Origin of the sequence: Microcoleus sp. FACHB-SPT15, from assembly GCF_014849525.1 — a bacterium.
Taxonomy (GTDB): domain Bacteria; phylum Cyanobacteriota; class Cyanobacteriia; order Cyanobacteriales; family Coleofasciculaceae; genus Symplocastrum; species Symplocastrum torsivum.
Genome location: NZ_JACJNU010000041.1, coordinates 1 through 18240 on the forward strand (window position 1 = coordinate 1; position 18240 = coordinate 18240).

Genomic DNA, 18240 nt, shown 5'->3' on the forward strand with positions numbered 1-18240 from the left:
TCTGGCTTTCATCGACTACTTTAACCGAACGATGGCTAAACCATTTCAATGGAAGTTCAAGGGTTACCCAGTACCGGGCTGAAGTGGTTAGTTACTTCTGCCGGGATGCACTATATAGATCGTTCCCTCGATTGATGAGTGAGAACAACCGAGAAGACAAAGCATATTGTGGAGTATTTTGTTTGATGAGCTTCAGGAAAAGAAACTCACTACCATTACTCAGAAAACCAAACGTAGGTTTATCCGTATTAGGACTTCCCATCATATAAAATAACGTTTGCGGTAGCGCTTCCAAGACGTTAAACCGTTTACGTTTCGATTCAATCGTCGTTACCCACAATTGTTGATGTAAAACCAGCACATCAATCCTCCCCCGCACGATTTCCTCTTTATCCTCAACAACGATTTCCACCTGCTTTTCCGCAACAGGACGAAACGGATAACTATAAAAACCAGCCAGCGATAACAAAGGAGACAGCACCACCATTTTCACAATCTCTTCATGCATGGGGTACTCTGCCAAATAAAGAAAATTAGCCTTCACTCGATCTAGCCATTCCTTCTCAGCCTCCGTCAAAGATGGCAAATCCCCCTGCCACTCCTGAAAAAATAGCTCATCGTCTACCTGCTGAAGGTTAAATTTCTCTTTAACATCATGCAGAGTGAGTTCGCTTGCTTGAATGACTTGTACCATAACCGTTTGTGCTGGTTTACCTTTGTAGTTCAAGTATAAAAGCGATCGCATTCTCTCCCAACCAAGCTTATTTAGCTCAACTAACCCTCAGCCTTTGTTAACCGCCCTAACCTCCCTTCATAAGCAAGAAATATAAGAATTAACCTATATTCTTGGGAAGCCATATTCCTTTCCACATCTTGTTCCCCCCTTTTTAAGGGGGGTTAGGGGGGTAAACAAAAGCCGAATTAACTGCTACTCCGCATCATAACGAAGTTTAAGATATCGCCTTTGCAAATTGACCGTATCGGATAAATCATTGAGGCTATAAATTACCCCAGCAAGAGACTGCCTGAATCGTTCATCATCTGTAAGTTCTGAAAGTTCAGACAAGAAAGTTAGCTCAGCTTCAATGATTTTTGAATTGTAAATAAAATTATAGGCAAAGGCATAATTTTATTGAAAATAACTAATACATTGTCTTAACTGAATAAGCTTTTAAATTCATCAATAACGGCGACAAGCCAAACCCATACAGGTGCATCCCAATGCATACATAAATAAATAGTATTTTCTTGTGAGGTGGGCAGGATGCCCGCCCTAATACGGGGCGTGTCGCCTAGCCCACAAGAATGTATTTGCACATTTAGGATGCACCTAACCCATAAAACAAAGCAGAGACGTTCCGGCGGAACGTCTCTACGACTCAAAAAGGTTTGGTATGAACTATTACTTTTACCTTAAGCCAAATGATACTAGCTTAAGGTGCTTGCCAGATTCGTTCGTGGTAGTGTTCTAAATCAGCATAGGGGTCTGTCGCCTCGTGAGAGTGTCCGTGATGATGGTGATGTCCATGATCATCAGCATGATCATGAGAATGTCCGTGGGTAACACCCTTACTAACGGCAGCCTGCCGGAATTTGCACATCTCACAATTCATTTGCACCTGTCCGAGTTGCGTCTCAATTTCCCGATCTCGCAAAATTGAGAGTAACTGAGGTTGAATCCCCATTTCTGGCAAACACGTCATCGAAATTTCTGGATATTGCTCTTGCTGCTGGGCAGTAATATCAAAAATCTTTTTGACTAAACTGCCAGTAAAGAGGAAGTACGGCAGAACAATAATCCGCTTCGGTTCATAGAGTCGCGCACGACGGAAGCCTTCTTCCAATCGAGGATGGGTAATGCCAATAAAGCAAGTTTCAACGGTTTTGTAACCGCTTCCTTCCCAGAGCATTCGAGCCATTTTATAGACATCACCATTGGCATCAGGGTCGCTGGAACCCCGACCGACGAATAGTAATACTGTGTCCTGTCGATTGTGGATTTTGAACTGTTCTTGGGATTCGGAGTCGCTGAGAGGCTGGTCAAGTTTGCTCATGCGATCGCGCCATAAATCCAAGATTCCTGGAGTAATCCCAAAATGACGCCCGTAGTGAAACCTCACCTGTGGATGCCTTACTCTTGCCCGATCTAACTCATTGGTGACATCAAACTTATTGTGCCGTGCGGCAAATAGCAGAATTGGTAAGGCAGAGAGTTCGGTATAACCCTGTTCCACACACTGGTCTACCCCTTCCTGAATTGTTGGCGCCGTCAGTTCTAGAAAACAAGGCACAACGGGTCGCGAGGAGTCCAAGGCTTGATAAACTTTGGCAAAATCTAGAAAAGTCTGACGCCCTTCCTCGTCTCTAGTACCATGACCAATCATCAACAACGGGCGTTGCAGAGGGAGTGGTGGCAACAATAGTGGCTCAGTGCTGAAATCGGTTGAATTGAAAGTAGGCATTAACTTCAAAGCTCCCTTCCCGTGCAAGGCGGGAAATAGAGTGGATAGGCAACATATAGGCGTTCTGGCTTAAGGTGGCACGACTTGAGGTAAGGCAAGAAACCGAGCCTCAACATCGCTCACCGACCTTTACAGCTGCCGCACAGCCCCGGACTTACACCGGTGTTTCCCTATGTTGTTGCGGTTCACTTGTGCCTTGATATATTAGCTGAAAAGACTCGAATGTAATATGCAGGGGAGGGGCTTTCTCATTTAAAACAGCCTATTTAGGTATTGTTAGATTAATTTCGTCAAAGCTATGAACGATGTAATCAATAATTTTATTGAAGAGCTAGCAAGTTTCAAATCATCAAGTAACTTATTTAATCAATACTCCTATGAACTCAATGTAAATTCGATAAGGAGAAACAACTTATTTCTCTATCTCCAACAGATGGCAAATTTGAAGCCTAAGATGCTACTGGTTGGAGAAGCCTCTGGATATCGAGGATGTCGCTTAACAGGTGTACCGTTTACTAGTGAATATATTTTGTTAAACGGACTGGAGCCGATTGGCTTATTTGGAGAGCGTTGGGGGTATCAAAAAACTGATGAATTTGAAAAACTTTGGAAGGAAGCTAGCGCCAGCATTGTTTGGGAAACCCTAGTAAAAGGTTTGTATATTCCTTTGATTTGGAATGCAGTTCCGTTTCATCCTTTCCAAGAGGAAAACCCCTTGTCTAACCGCAAGCCAACAAAAACTGAAATAGCTATGATGGGCAAAGTCTTTTTAGAAGAGTTAATCCAGCTATTTGATATCAAAATCATTATCGCTGTCGGAAATATTGCGGAATCAACACTTAAAACGATGGGACTCGCCTGTCAGAAGGTGCGACACCCATCCTATGGCGGTAAAACGATGTTTATCAACGGCATCCGGGAGTTATTAGCATCTTAAGCTGAATGGCGCTGACTTAAGCGAAAAATAGTCGTCTGCGATCAAACCCAGATTGGGGGACGTTGCCCCCCAAACCCCCCACTGGGGGCGGCGCTCTGCCCCCAGTCCCCCTGCACAAGGTGTTATTGGTACTCATCTAAGCGGAAAATAGCAGGGAGGTAGAGGAGGTTGTTGGAGCAAGCTTTCTTTCGAGCAATTCCTTTTTTTCAAATTTACCCGGATAGCTATTGCCTTCCTAGGAATAGAGAAGTGGTAGATGCACCCTGATAATTTAAACCCCCGCCTATTCTAGGTTGGGGGTTTTCTCTTACCACTTTGTCCGTGACGGCGAATTTCGTGGGTTGTACAAAAATCTGTGTAATAGAATACTTTTTGAAAAATATTCTGTAAATTTCGCTACGGTTAAGTAAATTTTATGTAGCATGAAATTAGATGACACAGAGGGAGGGTGGCTGCTAGCTCAGGAGGCATGACTTTGAGGAGGATGCCATAGCTGATCTAGTTCAGTCCAACATTTTGATATGAGTATGCACGAAGCTAGACGCACCAGAACATCTGATTTATGTCGATCAAAGAAAGCTGAGGCGAGAGTGGAAGCCTTAGTAAGCCAAGATCCAGATCCATTGACAGCGGTTCTCCTGATTCTTTTTAGTTCCTTTGCGGTAGGGCTAATCCCTATCATGTATGGTCTTAACTTGGAACAGATACAACCTCAAGCTGAGACAAGTCTTACACAGGAAGGTTTGTGGGGGACTTTTGGAGAGCATGATTAGAACAAATAAAGACGTGCCTTGGCACGTCTCTATTTCTAGATAAAGGTTTTTCTGACTTCAGCAGTGGGTTTAAGCTGAAGCTGATTCAGGAGTGATCTGGATAGGAATACCCTTATCTGCCGGAATGAAACTACGCGATCGCTGAGTCTTAATCAGCGATACTTGGGTGGTCAACAGAAAACTCGTAAAACTGGCAATGACAATCACAGGTACCATCGCGGTGTCAGAAAGTACGCTAAGAATTACAGTGGTACTGACAGGTGTTTTCGTCACTGCAACATTCACCGCCGCCATCAGGCAGATCATGCCAATTGTTGGATGAATCTGGGGAACAGCTAAAGAAATCGCCAAGCCAACTGCTGCACCAATGTAAAAAAGTGGGAAGATGAATCCTCCCCGAAACCCGGAGTGTAAGGTACAACAGACCGCTAGCATTTTAGCGCCTGCGATCATTAGCAACATCGTCATCCCAAACGTAGAACCTGTCTGGACAATGGTTTGAATCTCTTTTTCGCCGAAAAATAGTGTTTGGGGAAAGACTAAAGCAATCAACCCAATCGATAAGCCTCCGAGAGTGGCAAGTAGAATCCGGCGGTGTTCAAGATACTCACTCAATTGCCCAACAACGCGGAACAAAACAATAAAAATAACAGCAATCAATGCCCCTACTGCCCCAAGTACTGCCCCCTGCACTAAATTTGTCAGCGAGAGTGGAGGAATCGCGGCAAAGTGATACATTCCACCGATCGTCAACCCAGTATTGAAACGAAACACAAAAAAGCTCAAAATTGCTGCAAGCACGGCTGGGATGATCGCTTCATAATATTCCAGTCCTCGACGATGAGGAATTTCTAGAGCAAACAGTGCACCACCAAGGGGCGCACCAAAGAATGCCCCCAATGCCGCACTCATTCCGCAGAACGTCAGGACACGAGTTGTTGTGAGAGTAAGCTTAAGCTTCTTACCCAGCCAGCCGCCAAAACTACCATTAATTTGCACAAGTGGCGCTTCGGGACCTGCACTGCCACCGGCGGCAATTGAAACGAGTGAAGCAACAATCATCGCTGGGGTTTGGCGTAGAGAAATGCGACCTGGATCATGTACCTGATCAACGACAAAGGCAACTTCACCTGGAAGCCCCATAAAGTAAAGTGTGACACCCACTAACAAGCCACCAATAGTAGTGGCAATCCAGAGGTAATTCCAGGAGGGAAACTTGGCGGGAAAGTAGGGTTCGAGAAAGTCTGGAAGTGTGTGCCAGACAAAATGTAGGCTGGCTTCCAGCACATAGTAATAAGCTGTGGCAACTAATCCTCCGGCGATGCCAATAACTACGGCACAGAGAATCATTTGCTGATAGCTAAGCTCATCCCCGCTATTCGGTTGGCTTGGTAGTTCATCAGAATTATCAGGAGTAGACGTGCTTACTTGAGTCGGAGTCGTTGACGACATGAAATCTTCTCAACTTAACTAGCCGTATTAAACTGATACAGGTGGAGAGATAGGCTGGAATTGACTAGGTTCGAGGCGATACTCAGAATCAACCAATTCAGCAGAAATTGGCACCAGTTGCACCGCACAAGCTTTTAATTCCGGTTGCTGCGACTCTGGACAGGATACGGGGTGAGTCAGGGCATTCGCTTCAGCTTTATCTGCCCAAAGTCCGCCCCAGTGCATTGGGACAAAGACTGTACCAGGGGTAATTGCCTTGGTAATAGTAGCGGGAAATCGAGAAAATCCCCGACGAGATCGCACTTCCACCCAATCATTCTCATGAATCCCCAATTGCTTGGCATCACGAGGATGAATCTCAATAAAGGGCTGGGGATGCATCTGTTGAATTTTATCAATTCGACCTGTCCGCGTTAGAGTATGCCAGTGTCCGTAGAGTCTGCCACTAGTTAGAACAAAGGGATATTCTGGATTGGGTGGTTCAGCCAAGCCTTTGGAATGATAGGCAACAAAGCGAGCGCGTCCATCTGGTGTTGGGAATTGTAGATTGGTATAAAGCCTTTTGGCTTTTGAATCCCGACTGCCTTTTTCAGGACAGGGCCACTGAATGGGGCCTTCCGTTTTCAGACGCTCATGGCTAATGCCACTATGGTCACAGATGCGATCGCGTGTTAATTGCACAAATTCGGCGTAAACTTCAGCAGAGTTACTAAACGTAAACTGTTCAGTAAAGCCTAAGCGACGACCCACTTCGGCAAAAATCTCCCAATCTGCCTTTGCCATTCCCGGCGGGGTACGGAAAGCGCTTGCAAGGGTGACCATCCGCTCAGAGTTAGTCATCGTCCCCGTTTTCTCGCCCCACTGAGCAGCAGGGAGTAGGACATGAGCATAAGCAGCGGTTTCCGTGGGGTAGTAAGCGTCTTGGTATACCGTAAAAGGCGATCGCAGTAAAGCCGCTTTCGTGCGCTCCAAATCCGGCATACTCACCGCTGGATTAGTCGCCGCAATCCAAAGAAACCCCACATCTCCTGTTTCCAAACCCGTAATAGTCTCCCAAGCTGTGCGACCGGGATACGGTGAAATTTGCCCTGAGGGAATACCCCAAAACTGCTCAACTTCTGCTCGATGCTGAGAATTGGTGACGTAACGGTAACCCGGTAACAGGTGACATAATCCCCCAACTTCCCGTCCTCCCATCGCGTTTGGCTGTCCTGTGAGAGAAAATGGTCCAGCACCAGGCTTGCCAATCTGAGCGGTCATCAGATGTAAATTAATCAGACTGCATACCTTTGCCGTGCCTTCTGAGGACTGGTTCAAACCCATTGTCCACATTGAGAGAACTCGCTCTGACTCTGCCCAATAACGTGCGGCGGTTTCGAGTTCACGAACGGAAATCCCGCAGGCTTTTGCGACTAACTGGGGTGGGTAGTGCTGGATTACTTCAGTTAAAGCCGAAAACTGGCTTGTACAATCTTCAATAAAGTCTGTATTAAACTTGCCCCAACGCAATAGTAGATGGGCAATGCCATTGAATAAATCAATATCTGTACCGGGTTGAATCGCTAAATGTAAATCTGCTGCCTCAGCCGTCGTGGTGCGACGGGGATCGACCACAATCAGTTTGACATGGCGGTTCTTTTTGTGGTGTTTCTGGAAGCGGTTGAAGATAATCGGATGACACTCAGCCGCGTTGGAGCCGACAATAAACGCACAGTCCGTTAGTTCTAAATCTTCATAGCAACAGGGGGGCCCATCGGAACCCAGGCTGTTAATATACCCCTTTGTGGCGGAAGCCATGCATAAGCGGGAGTTGGTATCAAAGTTATTGGTGCCGAGGAAACCTCTGAAGAGTTTTTGGGCGAGGTAGTAATCCTCTGTAAGGTGTTGACCGGAACCATAGAAGCACAAAGCGTCTGCGCCAGAGGTAGCACAAACGGTTTGGATACGACTGACAACACGCTCAAAGGCTTCGTCCCAACTTGCCCGTCGAAACGGCTCATCAAGCGAGTCACGAACCATTGGGTAAAGAAGTCGGTCTTTATTGATGGATTCAGTAACCGTAGCTCCTTTAACACAAACCATACCTTGACTTGAGGGATGGTTGCGATCGCCTTTTACCTTCCAGATTGGAGTCCCCTGGCTGTCACGGTTTGTGGCGTGACCGCGTTGCGCTGGAGGCAAAACCTCCAATCCACAGCCCACGCCGCAGTATGGACAGACTGTTTTTATTGAATCAGTCATAAGCCGTTATCTCGTCGTAGTTGCCTATCGGATGACCAAGAAGAATTCAGGAGTTCATCCCAAGTTGCAGTCAGTGGTGAGCTTTGAGCGGATAGCTTGTACCCAGGAATTCTATTTGAATGCAACTTGGTATCAGAATTAGAAGGATTTCAGCCAATTGAAATGGTCTTTAGCGATGTGATGTGGGAACTTAAGTTCCTGGTAGATTGCTGGATTAAGGGGAATTGGACTCTCATCGCTCTTGTCTTTCTGCTAGTGCTGGTGGGGCTGATGCTGCCATTTCTACTTCTTCTGCGTCATGAGAGCCTTCAGGTTCCTTAAGAATGAACGCGCAAAGGCTTGCAGCAATCAAGCCAACAACCCCTAGCATCTGGAAAAAGATTTTGTCTCCCACAGCCCCCTGCGGTAAAAGACTGTAGATAGTCAGGTAAGCCACCGCTCCCACATTCCCGAAAGCCCCGACATTTCCAGCAATCTGACCCGTCACTCGCCGTTTAATCAAAGGAACAATCGCGTAAGTTGCCCCTTCTGCTGCCATCACAAAGAAGGAGGCAACCATCGTCATCAGTACAACAACAGCAAGGGCAATATTGCCACCTAGACTGCTAAATACGAGATAACCGATTCCGGTACCTGCCAGCGTTGCCGATAATGTCCACTTCCGGCTGCCGATTTTGTCAGAAAGGAAGCCACCTCCCGGACGGGCAACCAAATTCATGAAGGCATAAGTTCCCGCCACTGCCCCTGCCAGTGCGGCTGTTAGTCCAAAACTCCGTTGAAAAAACGTAGGAAGCATGGAAACAACAGCGAGTTCCGAACCGAAACAAGCAAAGTAAGCCATCTCACAAGTTGCCACTTGGGAAAACCGATAGCGGTCTTCAGGAGGATAGCGTTTTCTCCCTGTCATCAATGCCTGGTTCGCCTTCCAAATGTTGTAAGTCTGGAAAGCATATAAACACACCAGCAAAAACCAGATGATGTATAGCTGAGTCGCGTTAATGAAGTTGACTTTGTTTAAGCGCCAAGCAATCACACCTAAAATCCCGACTAAGGGGATGTTCATCAGCAGCAGAAACCAGAAATCTTTTTGAGTTGTAACTTCCATCCCCGCGCTACTTTCAGGTCGTTCATAAACCTTACCGGGAGGCGTATCTTGAACGTTGAAGAAGTAGACTATGCCATAGACAGCAGCAATAATTCCGGTAAATGCGATCGCAAATCGCCAGTTCACTTGACCCGCCGCCAGGAAAGCGGTTGCTGCCGCAATCGTCGGTAAAGTAAATGCCGCCCCCGCAGAACCAAAGTTTCCCCAACCGCCATAGATACCTTCTGCTAAACCAATTTCTCTGGAGGGAAACCACTCCGCCACCATCCGGATACCAATTACAAACCCACACCCGACAATACTCAAAGCCAAGCGACTGTAGACTAACTGGCTAAAGTTTTGGGCTAAAGCAAAGGCAAAACAAGGAATCGCCGCATAAACCAGGAGGCATGAGTAGGTAATCCGAGGACCAAAGCGGTCTAGAACCATACCCACAATAATCCGTGCCGGAACAGTAAGGGCAACATTACAGATAGCAAGCGTTCTTAGTTGACCTTCATTAAGTCCTAAGTCGTCTTTTACCGCCGTAGCAAAGGGGGCAAAATTAAACCAGATCACAAAGGTGAGAAAAAAAGCGAACCAGGTCAGGTGCAAGATGCGGTACCGACCGCTGAATGACCAAATTCCAGCCACGTTATACTCCTCTAATTAAATGGAACAAATGCGATCGCGCCTTGGGGTTGGCAAAGGCAATCACAACTTTTAACCCGTAAAGAGGGATGAAATTCAACCTGCAATACGAGTGTAGAGTTCTCCAAAAAATGCACCACTATTTAGACAGCCGCCGCCACTGCCTGCTGCCGAGGACTTGCCCCAAAATGATCCATCAGCAGTTCTCGCAAAAGCGGCTTTAGGTCATCGCAGGGAATCTTTTCCATCACCATGCTGCCCAAGTGAGCATCTTTACCTACTTTTCCACCCATCCAAATATCGACGGCTTCTACCATTTCCCCATCCTTACGGGCTTTTGTACCCATTAGACCAATATCAGCAACTTGAGGTTGACCACAGGAATTAGGGCAACCTGTCCAGTGAATTCGTACTGGACGCGGTAGAGATAACTCCTTTTCCAATTCCTTAATCATTGCGAGGGCACGGTTTTTCGTCTCAATAATCGCAAAACCACAAAATTCAGCACCTGTGCAAGAGACTAGCGCCCGTTCTAGGGGGTCAGGATTAATTGAGAAACGCTCTTGGAGAAGTGGTTCTGCGAGAAAGGCATCTAAACGAGAATCAGGAATATTCGGAATAATTAGGTTTTGCTCAACGGTGAAACGAAGTTCTCCACTGCCATAAACGTCAGCCATTCGAGCAAGTTCAAACATCTCCGGCGCATACAAGCGACCGATAGGAATGTGCAAACCGACGTAGTTTAAGCCGGGTTGTTTTTGCTTGTGAATACCAATGTGGTCACGTTTCTCCCAATCGATTTCGTCTTTCGGTGCGGCTTCTTGCAGAGAATAACCCAACTGCTTTTCTACCATGTCCCGAAACTTTTCGAGTCCCCACTCTTCAATCAGATACATTAAGCGTGTCTTCTGACGATTGCCTCTGTAACCGTGGTCGCTAAAGACTTCCAAAATCGCTTTGCTCAAAGCAACCACATCCTCAGGCGGTACCCATACATTCATGGGAATTGCCGCCGCTACACGCTTAGCTGAGAAGAAACCACCGACGATAACATTGAAGCCGAGGTAGCCATCTTTGTAGGCAGGAATAAAGGCAAGGTCGTTGATTTCGGCATGGACAGAGTTATCTCGACCACCTGTAATTGCAATGTTGAACTTCCGGGGTAGGTTAGAAAGCGCCGGATTTCCTTCGCCGTTGTTGGTAATCATGTCTTGGACATTGAAAACCAATCCCCGCGTATCAATCAACTCATCTGCATCTAAACCAGCTAGTGCATCTCCCGTAATGTTGCGAACATTGTCCATCCCAGACTGGACACTCGTCATTCCGGCTTTGCCTAAACGGTCGATAATATCGGCTATATTCTCAATCCGAATACCGCGCAGTTGGATATTTTGTCGAGTGGTTATATCGGCATTGCCCTGATCTTGAAAGCCTGCTGCTTGACAGTAACGCTGCACAATGTCAGCCAGTACCCGCATTTGATGACTGGTTAAAACACCATTAGGCATCCGCATCCGCAGCATAAATTTGCCAGGAGTAACGGTGCGATAGAAAAAACCCAACCATTTCAGCCCAAAATTGCGATCAAATTCATCCATCGCCTCCCAGCCGATTTGAGCAAAATGCTCTAGCTCTTGCCTTAGCTGTAAAGGATCTTTTTGGGCTTTTGATTTTTCAATTGGATTAAGTTTGTTTTTCTTATCTGCGTTTGTCATAAGCTTAACGAGTCTGTATAGTTACAGCCATCACATTCATGCACCATTACTCTGTCTTGTTTGGCACACAAAGAATTATTTCGTTTGTTAAGCTATTAACCTATGCGACTTAGTAAACTCAGTTCGTAAATTTCGCTACGGAAGTAGCTTCTTCTTTCTCCAATTTGTTCAAATCTATCTCTAGAGGTGTATTAGCTGAGTTTTTTTATTAGAATTTACGCCTTCTGGAGGATGCTCATAAAAAACCCTATTTGTGCGACCTCAATCGTTTTTATTAAGTAATGAAAAGTTTGCGCCCTGTTGGGCTTAAAGAGGGATATTTTACAAAAATGTTGTCTTAAATTAAGATGCTTTCTTGTCTAAGAATGGGAAAGCTTTTGTGTAATCTAAGTGTTTCTAGCGAACTACTACTTTTGTCATAAATTAGGGAAATTGGTTATCAAAAAAAGGGTAAAGGTAAGCGTATAATTGCTTTTCCTTTTACCCTTTTGCCGATAAGTTTATATTGTCAATTAAAAGCGTGATCGCACTTTTACCTGAGCGGTGGGCAAGGGGCAGTGACTAAATAACCACCCGCTTCGATTACGAAATCATCAAAGTCACTGTCTTTTCCAGGTCTGGGTAAACCATCATCATCCCAAGCAATACGGGTGCCAGTAATGCCGCCACGATTACCAGCATCCAAGGCTCCATCAAAGATAGCGGCTAAGTCACTTGTGGACAAAACAGTACGGCGAGTTTGCCCAGTGGCGCTAATAGACTCTAGGTAGAAGCCATAGCGAGTATTGGCTTCAAAGGTGAACTCGGTGAACTGATCTCGTACCGTTCCCCCCTGAATTGTCCCAAGAAAATCGACAGATGTGCCAATGTTGTTTTGTCCAGGAGAGGAAGGCTGAGGCTGTCCTGTGCCAGCCGTGTCATAAGGCTTAGTTTCGCTAAAGAGGACGGCAACGGGTTGATTTGTATCTAGATTGACGATGCCAATGCTTGATTGGTAGGCTCCGTGGGATGCGATGAATTCAAATTCGACTGTTGTATCTACCGGGAACTGAACAACTTGATTCCCAAAGGAGTCTTGTGCTTGCACGGGTGCAGCTAAGGAACCGACGAGTCCGGCTGCGATTGCTCCCGTTAGGAACTGAATTCCAGTGACGAACTGGCTCCTACGCTTGATCTGGTTCATTGTTTTATCACTTTTCCTCACTACAGGGTTGTTTGGCTACTTACACCCCGATTTTCTACCAAGTTAAAAGAGCGGGATTTGACCGTGAACGTTCCACGTCTTCGACAGTACGTCTCAAATTGTCGGCTTCTGCTCTTAAGGCTTCTAGCTGCCGACAGGCGGCGGGAAGGGCAGCCGTTTCTGTCCCAGGCTGTCGAGCATATCGACGGATCGTTGGGGTATTTTGTTCAGCTAGTGCGATCGCATTATTGCAAGCATCAAAGGCTTGCTCAGACTCCCGGTTAACCCGTGTGATATTTGCGATTAAGCCGTCAGGTAGCTCAGTATCTGTCTCAAAGATGGGGGCTGTGTTGTTCCAGATGTTGGTTCCTGTAATGTCAGAGTAGCTGTCAGCGCGAGCAGGCGCAGTACTGATCACTCCGGCAACCAAAGATAGACCAACAACCCAACCAATAGATTTAATTACGTGCATTCGATGTACTCCTCCTACTTAAAACCGAAATGCTGTGCCAGCGCCTAAGACAAATCGCGCTTCGTCACCCGCACCCGCCAAATCGCGCACAGCTGGAGTAATTACGAAGGGAATGTTTTTGAAGGGTGCGATGGAAAGACCCAAAGCTAAATCTTGTCCTGTCCACTCAGCGATAAAACTCACAGGTCGGACAACCCGGACAGCAACGTTCCCAAAAACGTTGATATTATTATCACCCGCGTCAACCGCTCCGTTTGACCGGAACTGTCCATCTCCAACACCAACTGTTACCGCCACACGGCTGAAGAATTGGTCAAGAGACTCTTGGGTGCGGAAGACTTTGGTAAGTACTCCATACTTGGATTGTTCAAAGTCGTTGCGACCAATATTCAAAAAGCCATTCCAGCCTAGAGCAATGGACGCATCTCGTCCGAATCGACGATGTAGCTTGGCATTAAAGCCACCTTCACCAAAATCCTCTTCTTCGGCGGTTTCTAGAGCATACGATAGCTCTAAGCCGACCGCTTCAGTCGCATCACCAATCCCAATTCCGATACCACCTGCGCCAACAGAACCCTCATCTTCTCGCACGCTTTCTTGATAGCTGCCACTGAGAAAGACGGTGTTGTTGTCTGCGCCATAGCCAACAGGGATATAGATGCTCAATGCAGGTGAAGCGCCATATTCTTCATAGGGTTCTGGCACAACGATTTGAGGGATAGGTTGGGGACGTGGGCACTGACGCTCTGAGCGTTGAGCTAGCTGAGAGGGCGTTGAGCCATCCCCTAAGGTCGGAGGAACGACGGCTTGTGCAATACAGGTAGCACCAGCTTCCGGTTGTGCATCTGCAAGCAACTGGCTGGTGTTATTGCTTGATGACTGGGCAATAACGTCATCCGAACGAAGTGCCTCAGCCGTGGATACGGTTGCTGATGGGGGTTGTGCCGATGACGCAGATAGGTCAGCATCAGGATTCAATGACTCGCTAGCTGCCTTATCTGGGTTAAGTGCTTCAACCTTTGAGGCTTCTGCGACTACCTGGACTTGCCTACCAGCCACTACTTGTGAATTCTGAGTAGATAAAGAAGGCTCTAAGGGAGATTCTTCGTTAGAGTTGATTGCAACTGACTGTGAAAGATTTTGCTCTTCCAACTTGTCTGCTTGGGCAATCGGTTCAATTTTGCTTGCTGTAACAGTAGGGGTTACAACACTATCGTCTTGGGCAATGGGTTCTTGAGTAGAACCTTCAGAAATTGGATTGTTACTGGCTTGGGCTGACAGACCTCCAGCCAGGAGAACCATTAAAGTACAAATAGCAATGCTATGAAAACGCATAGATTCGCCTCACAAAACTCACACCATATCTATCGAGACGCACCTGTTTCCACGTAAACATATCCCTTCTGCCTCCGTCAATGTTACAGGGCTTTGTAGGCATTATCCGGACTAAATATTTACTAAAACTTCACCTGTAGATAAAAAATATTAAAGATTACATTATTTATCTATCTAATCTAGAGGGAATGGCACAGACTTTAGGGGAAAGGAGAAAGGTAAAAGGGAAAAACCTTTAACCTTTTTCCCCTGAGTGCTTACTACAAATTAAATACGTGGCAGTTTACAGGGGTTTATGTGTAGTTATAAGAGGTACAGTTTAATAACTGTCCTCTTTAATTCAGTACTTTTCAATTTAGGGAGTAAGCCAAGATTTAATAAGTAGCGTCATAGTAGATGTTGACTTAAGTAAAAGGCTATAGCAGCGCTACCAAGCGGAACGGTAAGATTATCAATGCCTAATTTAGAGAAGGCTTCTAAACCTGTAGCAACTAAGGCGATCGCAACAGGTATTAGCCACGTCTGCCAGATGTTGCCTTGAACACCAAAAAGAATCAGGCTGCTAACGAAAAAGCTAGTTAAAGCCATCGTTAGAGAGCCTTCCCAACTTTTTTTGATTCCCCAAACTTCGTAAGTATGTTGACCAAATTTCTGACCAATTAGGGCGGCAAGCCCATCTCCCCAAGTCATTACTAAAATACCAATAGCGGCATACTGGTAGTGTTGTGTCGGCCAAAACCAGGCAATGAGAATGCCGATACTGATAGCGTAGAAGAATGTACCCAAGCTTTTGCGCCCGACGCTGTTGATACCGGGCAAAAAAGGGATGTAAAAGGACAAAAGCGCGATCGCACCAGCAATGACTGAAGCCCAGATGCCTACCCAAGTCGGTAGTTTTAGCCACCAAGCCAGCAAAATTATATTGCCCGTACTAATGTGAACAACCTTTCGCACCAGTTCTGAATTCGCAGAGACACGGCGATAGATTGTTTCTGCTAACAGCACAACGACACCCAGAACCAGTACAACAATACCAACCTGGAGCCATAAATCTGGGATTGATTCTAACCAAGATATAGAGTGAAACAAGGACTATCGGGAAACGGAATATAAAACCTCTTTATCACTGTATCTAGATTTGGTTCCCAAAATGAAGATTTTACTCATTTGGTTAATTAAGGGCTACCGAGCTTTAATTTCTCCTCTATTTCCACCAGTCTGTCGATTTCAACCAACTTGTTCAAGCTATGCTATCCAAGCCATTGAACGATTTGGTTCCTGGCGCGGTAGTTGGCTTGCAGTGCGACGCATATCACGCTGTCATCCTTTTCATCCAGGCGGGTATGATCCAGTACCAGCCAAGCCAACTCCAAAAGAGGGGATTGGGGATTAGGCATTGGGAATTGGGAATTGGGAAAAACAACCAGTTTGCAATTGATATCTGAATCGCTACTTTAGCGACTAATAACCAACAACCAACAACCAACAACTAAATTATTCCAACCCAAACCAACCCAACTCCCCAAAATACAACTAGACCCCCTAGCGCCACCCAATCGCCCCATCGTAGCCGCAGTTGATGCCACTGCACTCGATGTTCATTGGGACTGGTAAAGCCGCGTACTGTCATTGCACTGGCAATTTGATCGGCTCGCAACAGAAGATTTTCGAGCAATCGTTCTGATACCATTAACCAAACCTGAAGGCTTTTACGGATACCTAACTTTTTCCAGTTAATCGCACGAGTGCTTACAGAACGAGCTAAATTCTGGACTTCTTCAAGCACTAGGGGAATAAACCGCAAAGAAAGGGTTAAGGTTAGGGCAATTTCAGTTACGGGTACATTCATCCGCCGTAAAGGTCGCATTAAGCTTTCTAATCCGGCAGTGATTTCTTCCGGTGCTGTTGTTAGTAGGAAGAGGTTGGTGCTGTAGATCAGGGTAAATAGAAGTGTACTGACTCGGACAGCCAGATCCAAAGACCGACGAGTGACTGTAACAGGGCCACGGTTGAAGACGACATAGTTATAGTCGGTAGGTTGCGGGAGGATAATCTCGCTTTGGGGTAGCCGTGGCTGATGATTAATAGAAAGAGCTTCAGGAGTAATTGCTGTTAGAACGAAGACAAAAAAAGCGAGGGTTAGCAGCCAACCCATTTGTTGACGCCACACCCGCAAGGGAATAGCGGCTGAGAGGGTGAGGAGAATCAAGAGAACGACTAGTGATATGCGCCAGTAGGGATTCGCCAAAATAGGAGCCACGAGAAAGCTCGTTAGCCAGATAAACTTTACCCTAGAGTCCAAGTAATGCAGCCAGGTTACTGGTTGTTCCAGGTATAGCCCTATCGGTAGCGATCGCAATAAATCCATTTTTGTCCTTTGTCAGTTCTCAATTGTCAGTTGTCTATTGCTGCTGACTCCTGACCTCTGACTGATCTTAAACGCGAGTGGCTCGGTTGGCACTGATATGGGCATCTCCAACCTCACGGACTTTCTTGCCGCGCCACAGCAAACGCAAGGGTGTTCCTGTAAAGCCTAACTGTTGGCGAAACTGACGCTCAACGTAGCGGCGGTAGTTGTCGTTAAACCGGGTTGGGTCATTGACAAATAGAGCAATGGTTGGCGGTTGGCTCTTTACCTGAGTACCGTAGTAAATTTTGCCTTGGCGTCCACTGCGGCTAGTCGGGGGGCTGTGCCAGCTCACAGCGTCTTGTAGCACTTCATTAATGACTGCAGTCGGCACGCGACGCTGGTGTTGTTCAAATGCCGTGTCAACCAAATCGAGAATCTTTTCTACCCGCTTGCCAGTTATAGCGCTGGTAAAAATCATTTCTGCCCAGTCGATAAAACTCAGCCGATCTTTGACGAGTTTTTCGTGTTCGTAGATTGTGTAGGAATCTTTATCCACTGCATCCCACTTGTTGACTACGATAACAGCGGCACGTCCTTCCTCTGCAATTCGACCAGCGAGTTTTTGGTCTTGTTCGGTGACACCATCAATGGCATCAATCACCAGTAAAACGATATCTGAACGGCGAATCGCTTTGAAGGCGCGATTAATCCCGAAGAATTCTGGCCCGTATTCAACGTTTTTCTTTTTACGAATTCCCGCTGTGTCAATCAGGCGATACGTTTTTGCCTCATCTCCATTTTCTGAGTTACCAGCACGCTTAACAACCATATCAATGGCATCGCGGGTTGTACCAGAAATTGGACTGACAATCGAGCGATTTTCGCCAGTGAGGGCGTTTAACAAGCTAGACTTACCAACATTTGGGCGTCCAACAATTGCAACTTTAATTTCTGGAGTTTCTGGCAGTGCATCGACAGTTGGCAGGTAAGAAATCAACTCATCAAGCAGTTCGCCAGTACCACCACCATGAATCCCAGAGACAGGGTAGGGTTCGCCTAAACCCAGTTCCCAAAACTCAGCGGCTTGGATCAAACCCTGTTGTGGCGATTCACATTTGTTGACAGCGAGGAGAACGGGCACTGATTGTTGACGCAGCCATTCTGCGATCGCTTCATCCGCCACCGCTAGTCCCTCCTGACCATCGACAACAAATATAGCAGCACTGGCTTCGGCTAGCGCTGCCATGGCTTGTTCCCGAATTAAAGGCAAAAATTCGGTATCATCATCAAAAACCAAACCACCCGTATCAACAACGAGGAACTCACGGTCTTGCCAGAAGGCAGAACGATAGGTGCGATCGCGTGTCACCCCTGGCTCGTCATGCACGATTGCATCGGTCACGCCCGCCAAACGATTGACCAGGGTAGATTTGCCCACATTTGGGCGTCCAATAACAGCAACAATTGGCAAAGGCATAACAGCATTCCTTGAGCAAGCAGGGGAACATCCCGAACACAGTAGATTTGCGTCGAAAAGCTCTCTTTAATAATTGTAGTAATTGTAGCTAGCGACTGTGACAAA

16 protein-coding genes are annotated in these 18240 nt (G+C 46.4%); 3 read left to right on the plus strand and 13 right to left on the minus strand.

What is annotated here, in order from left to right; translation table 11 throughout:
• Nucleotides 1-91: 91 nt before the first annotated feature.
• The 3 genes from H6F98_RS13770 to H6F98_RS13780 all read right to left on the minus strand — a co-directional run bounded on the left by H6F98_RS13770 (nucleotide 92) and on the right by H6F98_RS13780 (nucleotide 2462).
• Nucleotides 92-745: a restriction endonuclease subunit R gene (locus H6F98_RS13770; protein ID WP_313929870.1), complete on the minus strand. Its 654-nt coding sequence runs from the start codon at nucleotides 743-745 to the stop codon at nucleotides 92-94.
• Between the two features lie 183 nt (nucleotides 746-928).
• Nucleotides 929-1066, minus strand: a complete 138-nt coding sequence (locus H6F98_RS13775; RefSeq protein ID WP_192219269.1) for a hypothetical protein — start codon at nucleotides 1064-1066, stop codon at nucleotides 929-931.
• A 367-nt stretch (nucleotides 1067-1433) separates the two neighbouring features.
• Nucleotides 1434-2462: a sirohydrochlorin chelatase gene (locus tag H6F98_RS13780; protein ID WP_192219270.1), complete on the minus strand. Its 1029-nt coding sequence runs from the start codon at nucleotides 2460-2462 to the stop codon at nucleotides 1434-1436.
• A gap of 298 nt (nucleotides 2463-2760) precedes the next feature.
• Between H6F98_RS13780 and H6F98_RS13785 the strand changes: the two genes are divergently transcribed.
• Together H6F98_RS13785 and H6F98_RS13790 are read left to right on the plus strand one after the other, a co-directional pair.
• Nucleotides 2761-3399: a uracil-DNA glycosylase gene (locus H6F98_RS13785; RefSeq protein ID WP_192219271.1), complete on the plus strand. Its 639-nt coding sequence runs from the start codon at nucleotides 2761-2763 to the stop codon at nucleotides 3397-3399.
• Between the two features lie 521 nt (nucleotides 3400-3920).
• A complete protein-coding gene (locus H6F98_RS13790; protein WP_192219272.1) occupies nucleotides 3921-4172 on the plus strand; it encodes a hypothetical protein in 252 nt (83 codons plus the stop codon).
• A gap of 69 nt (nucleotides 4173-4241) precedes the next feature.
• On the opposite strand, the gene H6F98_RS13795 is transcribed toward H6F98_RS13790, so the two are convergent.
• From H6F98_RS13795 to H6F98_RS13830, 8 genes are all read right to left on the minus strand, one after another.
• Entirely contained in the window at nucleotides 4242-5624 is a 1383-nt protein-coding gene (locus tag H6F98_RS13795; protein ID WP_192219273.1) for a chloride channel protein, read from the minus strand.
• Nucleotides 5625-5651: 27 nt separating this feature from the next.
• Nucleotides 5652-7865: a molybdopterin oxidoreductase family protein gene (locus H6F98_RS13800; RefSeq protein ID WP_192219274.1), complete on the minus strand. Its 2214-nt coding sequence runs from the start codon at nucleotides 7863-7865 to the stop codon at nucleotides 5652-5654.
• 232 nt (nucleotides 7866-8097) lie between these two features.
• Nucleotides 8098-9603 (minus strand): NarK family nitrate/nitrite MFS transporter, encoded by a 1506-nt coding sequence (locus H6F98_RS13805; RefSeq protein WP_192219275.1) that lies wholly within the window; start codon nucleotides 9601-9603, stop codon nucleotides 8098-8100.
• A gap of 140 nt (nucleotides 9604-9743) precedes the next feature.
• Nucleotides 9744-11318 (minus strand): ferredoxin--nitrite reductase, encoded by a 1575-nt coding sequence (locus tag H6F98_RS13810; protein WP_192219276.1) that lies wholly within the window; start codon nucleotides 11316-11318, stop codon nucleotides 9744-9746.
• Nucleotides 11319-11850: 532 nt separating this feature from the next.
• Complete coding sequence (locus H6F98_RS13815) at nucleotides 11851-12501, minus strand: hypothetical protein (protein ID WP_192219277.1); 651 nt, start codon at nucleotides 12499-12501, stop codon at nucleotides 11851-11853.
• Nucleotides 12502-12556: 55 nt separating this feature from the next.
• Nucleotides 12557-12973, minus strand: a complete 417-nt coding sequence (locus H6F98_RS13820; RefSeq protein ID WP_192219278.1) for a hypothetical protein — start codon at nucleotides 12971-12973, stop codon at nucleotides 12557-12559.
• An 18-nt stretch (nucleotides 12974-12991) separates the two neighbouring features.
• Nucleotides 12992-14308, minus strand: coding sequence for a hypothetical protein (locus tag H6F98_RS13825; protein WP_192219279.1), 1317 nt, complete (start codon nucleotides 14306-14308; stop codon nucleotides 12992-12994).
• Between the two features lie 387 nt (nucleotides 14309-14695).
• Nucleotides 14696-15397: a diacylglycerol/polyprenol kinase family protein gene (locus H6F98_RS13830; RefSeq protein ID WP_192219280.1), complete on the minus strand. Its 702-nt coding sequence runs from the start codon at nucleotides 15395-15397 to the stop codon at nucleotides 14696-14698.
• 61 nt (nucleotides 15398-15458) lie between these two features.
• Between H6F98_RS13830 and yidD the strand changes: the two genes are divergently transcribed.
• Complete coding sequence (yidD, locus tag H6F98_RS13835) at nucleotides 15459-15701, plus strand: membrane protein insertion efficiency factor YidD (protein WP_192219281.1); 243 nt, start codon at nucleotides 15459-15461, stop codon at nucleotides 15699-15701.
• Between the two features lie 96 nt (nucleotides 15702-15797).
• Here yidD and H6F98_RS13840 read toward each other — a convergent pair whose 3' ends face one another.
• Both H6F98_RS13840 and der read right to left on the minus strand, forming a co-directional pair.
• On the minus strand, nucleotides 15798-16676 hold the full coding sequence (locus H6F98_RS13840; RefSeq protein ID WP_192219282.1) for an energy-coupling factor transporter transmembrane protein EcfT: 879 nt from the start codon (nucleotides 16674-16676) through the stop codon (nucleotides 15798-15800).
• 67 nt (nucleotides 16677-16743) lie between these two features.
• Nucleotides 16744-18135: a ribosome biogenesis GTPase Der gene (gene der, locus H6F98_RS13845; RefSeq protein WP_192219283.1), complete on the minus strand. Its 1392-nt coding sequence runs from the start codon at nucleotides 18133-18135 to the stop codon at nucleotides 16744-16746.
• Between the last annotated feature and the right edge of the window lie 105 nt (nucleotides 18136-18240).

What these genes read in the sequence shown, in the direction of transcription:
- H6F98_RS13770 (WP_313929870.1), bottom strand. Translation starts at nt 745, where the DNA reads ATGCGATCGCTTTTATACTTGAACTACAAAGGTAAACCAGCACAAACG.
- H6F98_RS13780 (WP_192219270.1), bottom strand. Translation starts at nt 2,462, where the DNA reads ATGCCTACTTTCAATTCAACCGATTTCAGCACTGAGCCACTATTGTTG.
- H6F98_RS13785 (WP_192219271.1), top strand. Translation starts at nt 2,761, where the DNA reads ATGAACGATGTAATCAATAATTTTATTGAAGAGCTAGCAAGTTTCAAA.
- H6F98_RS13790 (WP_192219272.1), top strand. Translation starts at nt 3,921, where the DNA reads ATGAGTATGCACGAAGCTAGACGCACCAGAACATCTGATTTATGTCGA.
- H6F98_RS13795 (WP_192219273.1), bottom strand. Translation starts at nt 5,624, where the DNA reads ATGTCGTCAACGACTCCGACTCAAGTAAGCACGTCTACTCCTGATAAT.
- H6F98_RS13800 (WP_192219274.1), bottom strand. Translation starts at nt 7,865, where the DNA reads ATGACTGATTCAATAAAAACAGTCTGTCCATACTGCGGCGTGGGCTGT.
- H6F98_RS13810 (WP_192219276.1), bottom strand. Translation starts at nt 11,318, where the DNA reads ATGACAAACGCAGATAAGAAAAACAAACTTAATCCAATTGAAAAATCA.
- H6F98_RS13815 (WP_192219277.1), bottom strand. Translation starts at nt 12,501, where the DNA reads ATGAACCAGATCAAGCGTAGGAGCCAGTTCGTCACTGGAATTCAGTTC.
- H6F98_RS13820 (WP_192219278.1), bottom strand. Translation starts at nt 12,973, where the DNA reads ATGCACGTAATTAAATCTATTGGTTGGGTTGTTGGTCTATCTTTGGTT.
- H6F98_RS13825 (WP_192219279.1), bottom strand. Translation starts at nt 14,308, where the DNA reads ATGCGTTTTCATAGCATTGCTATTTGTACTTTAATGGTTCTCCTGGCT.
- yidD (WP_192219281.1), top strand. Translation starts at nt 15,459, where the DNA reads ATGAAGATTTTACTCATTTGGTTAATTAAGGGCTACCGAGCTTTAATT.
- H6F98_RS13840 (WP_192219282.1), bottom strand. Translation starts at nt 16,676, where the DNA reads ATGGATTTATTGCGATCGCTACCGATAGGGCTATACCTGGAACAACCA.
- der (WP_192219283.1), bottom strand. Translation starts at nt 18,135, where the DNA reads ATGCCTTTGCCAATTGTTGCTGTTATTGGACGCCCAAATGTGGGCAAA.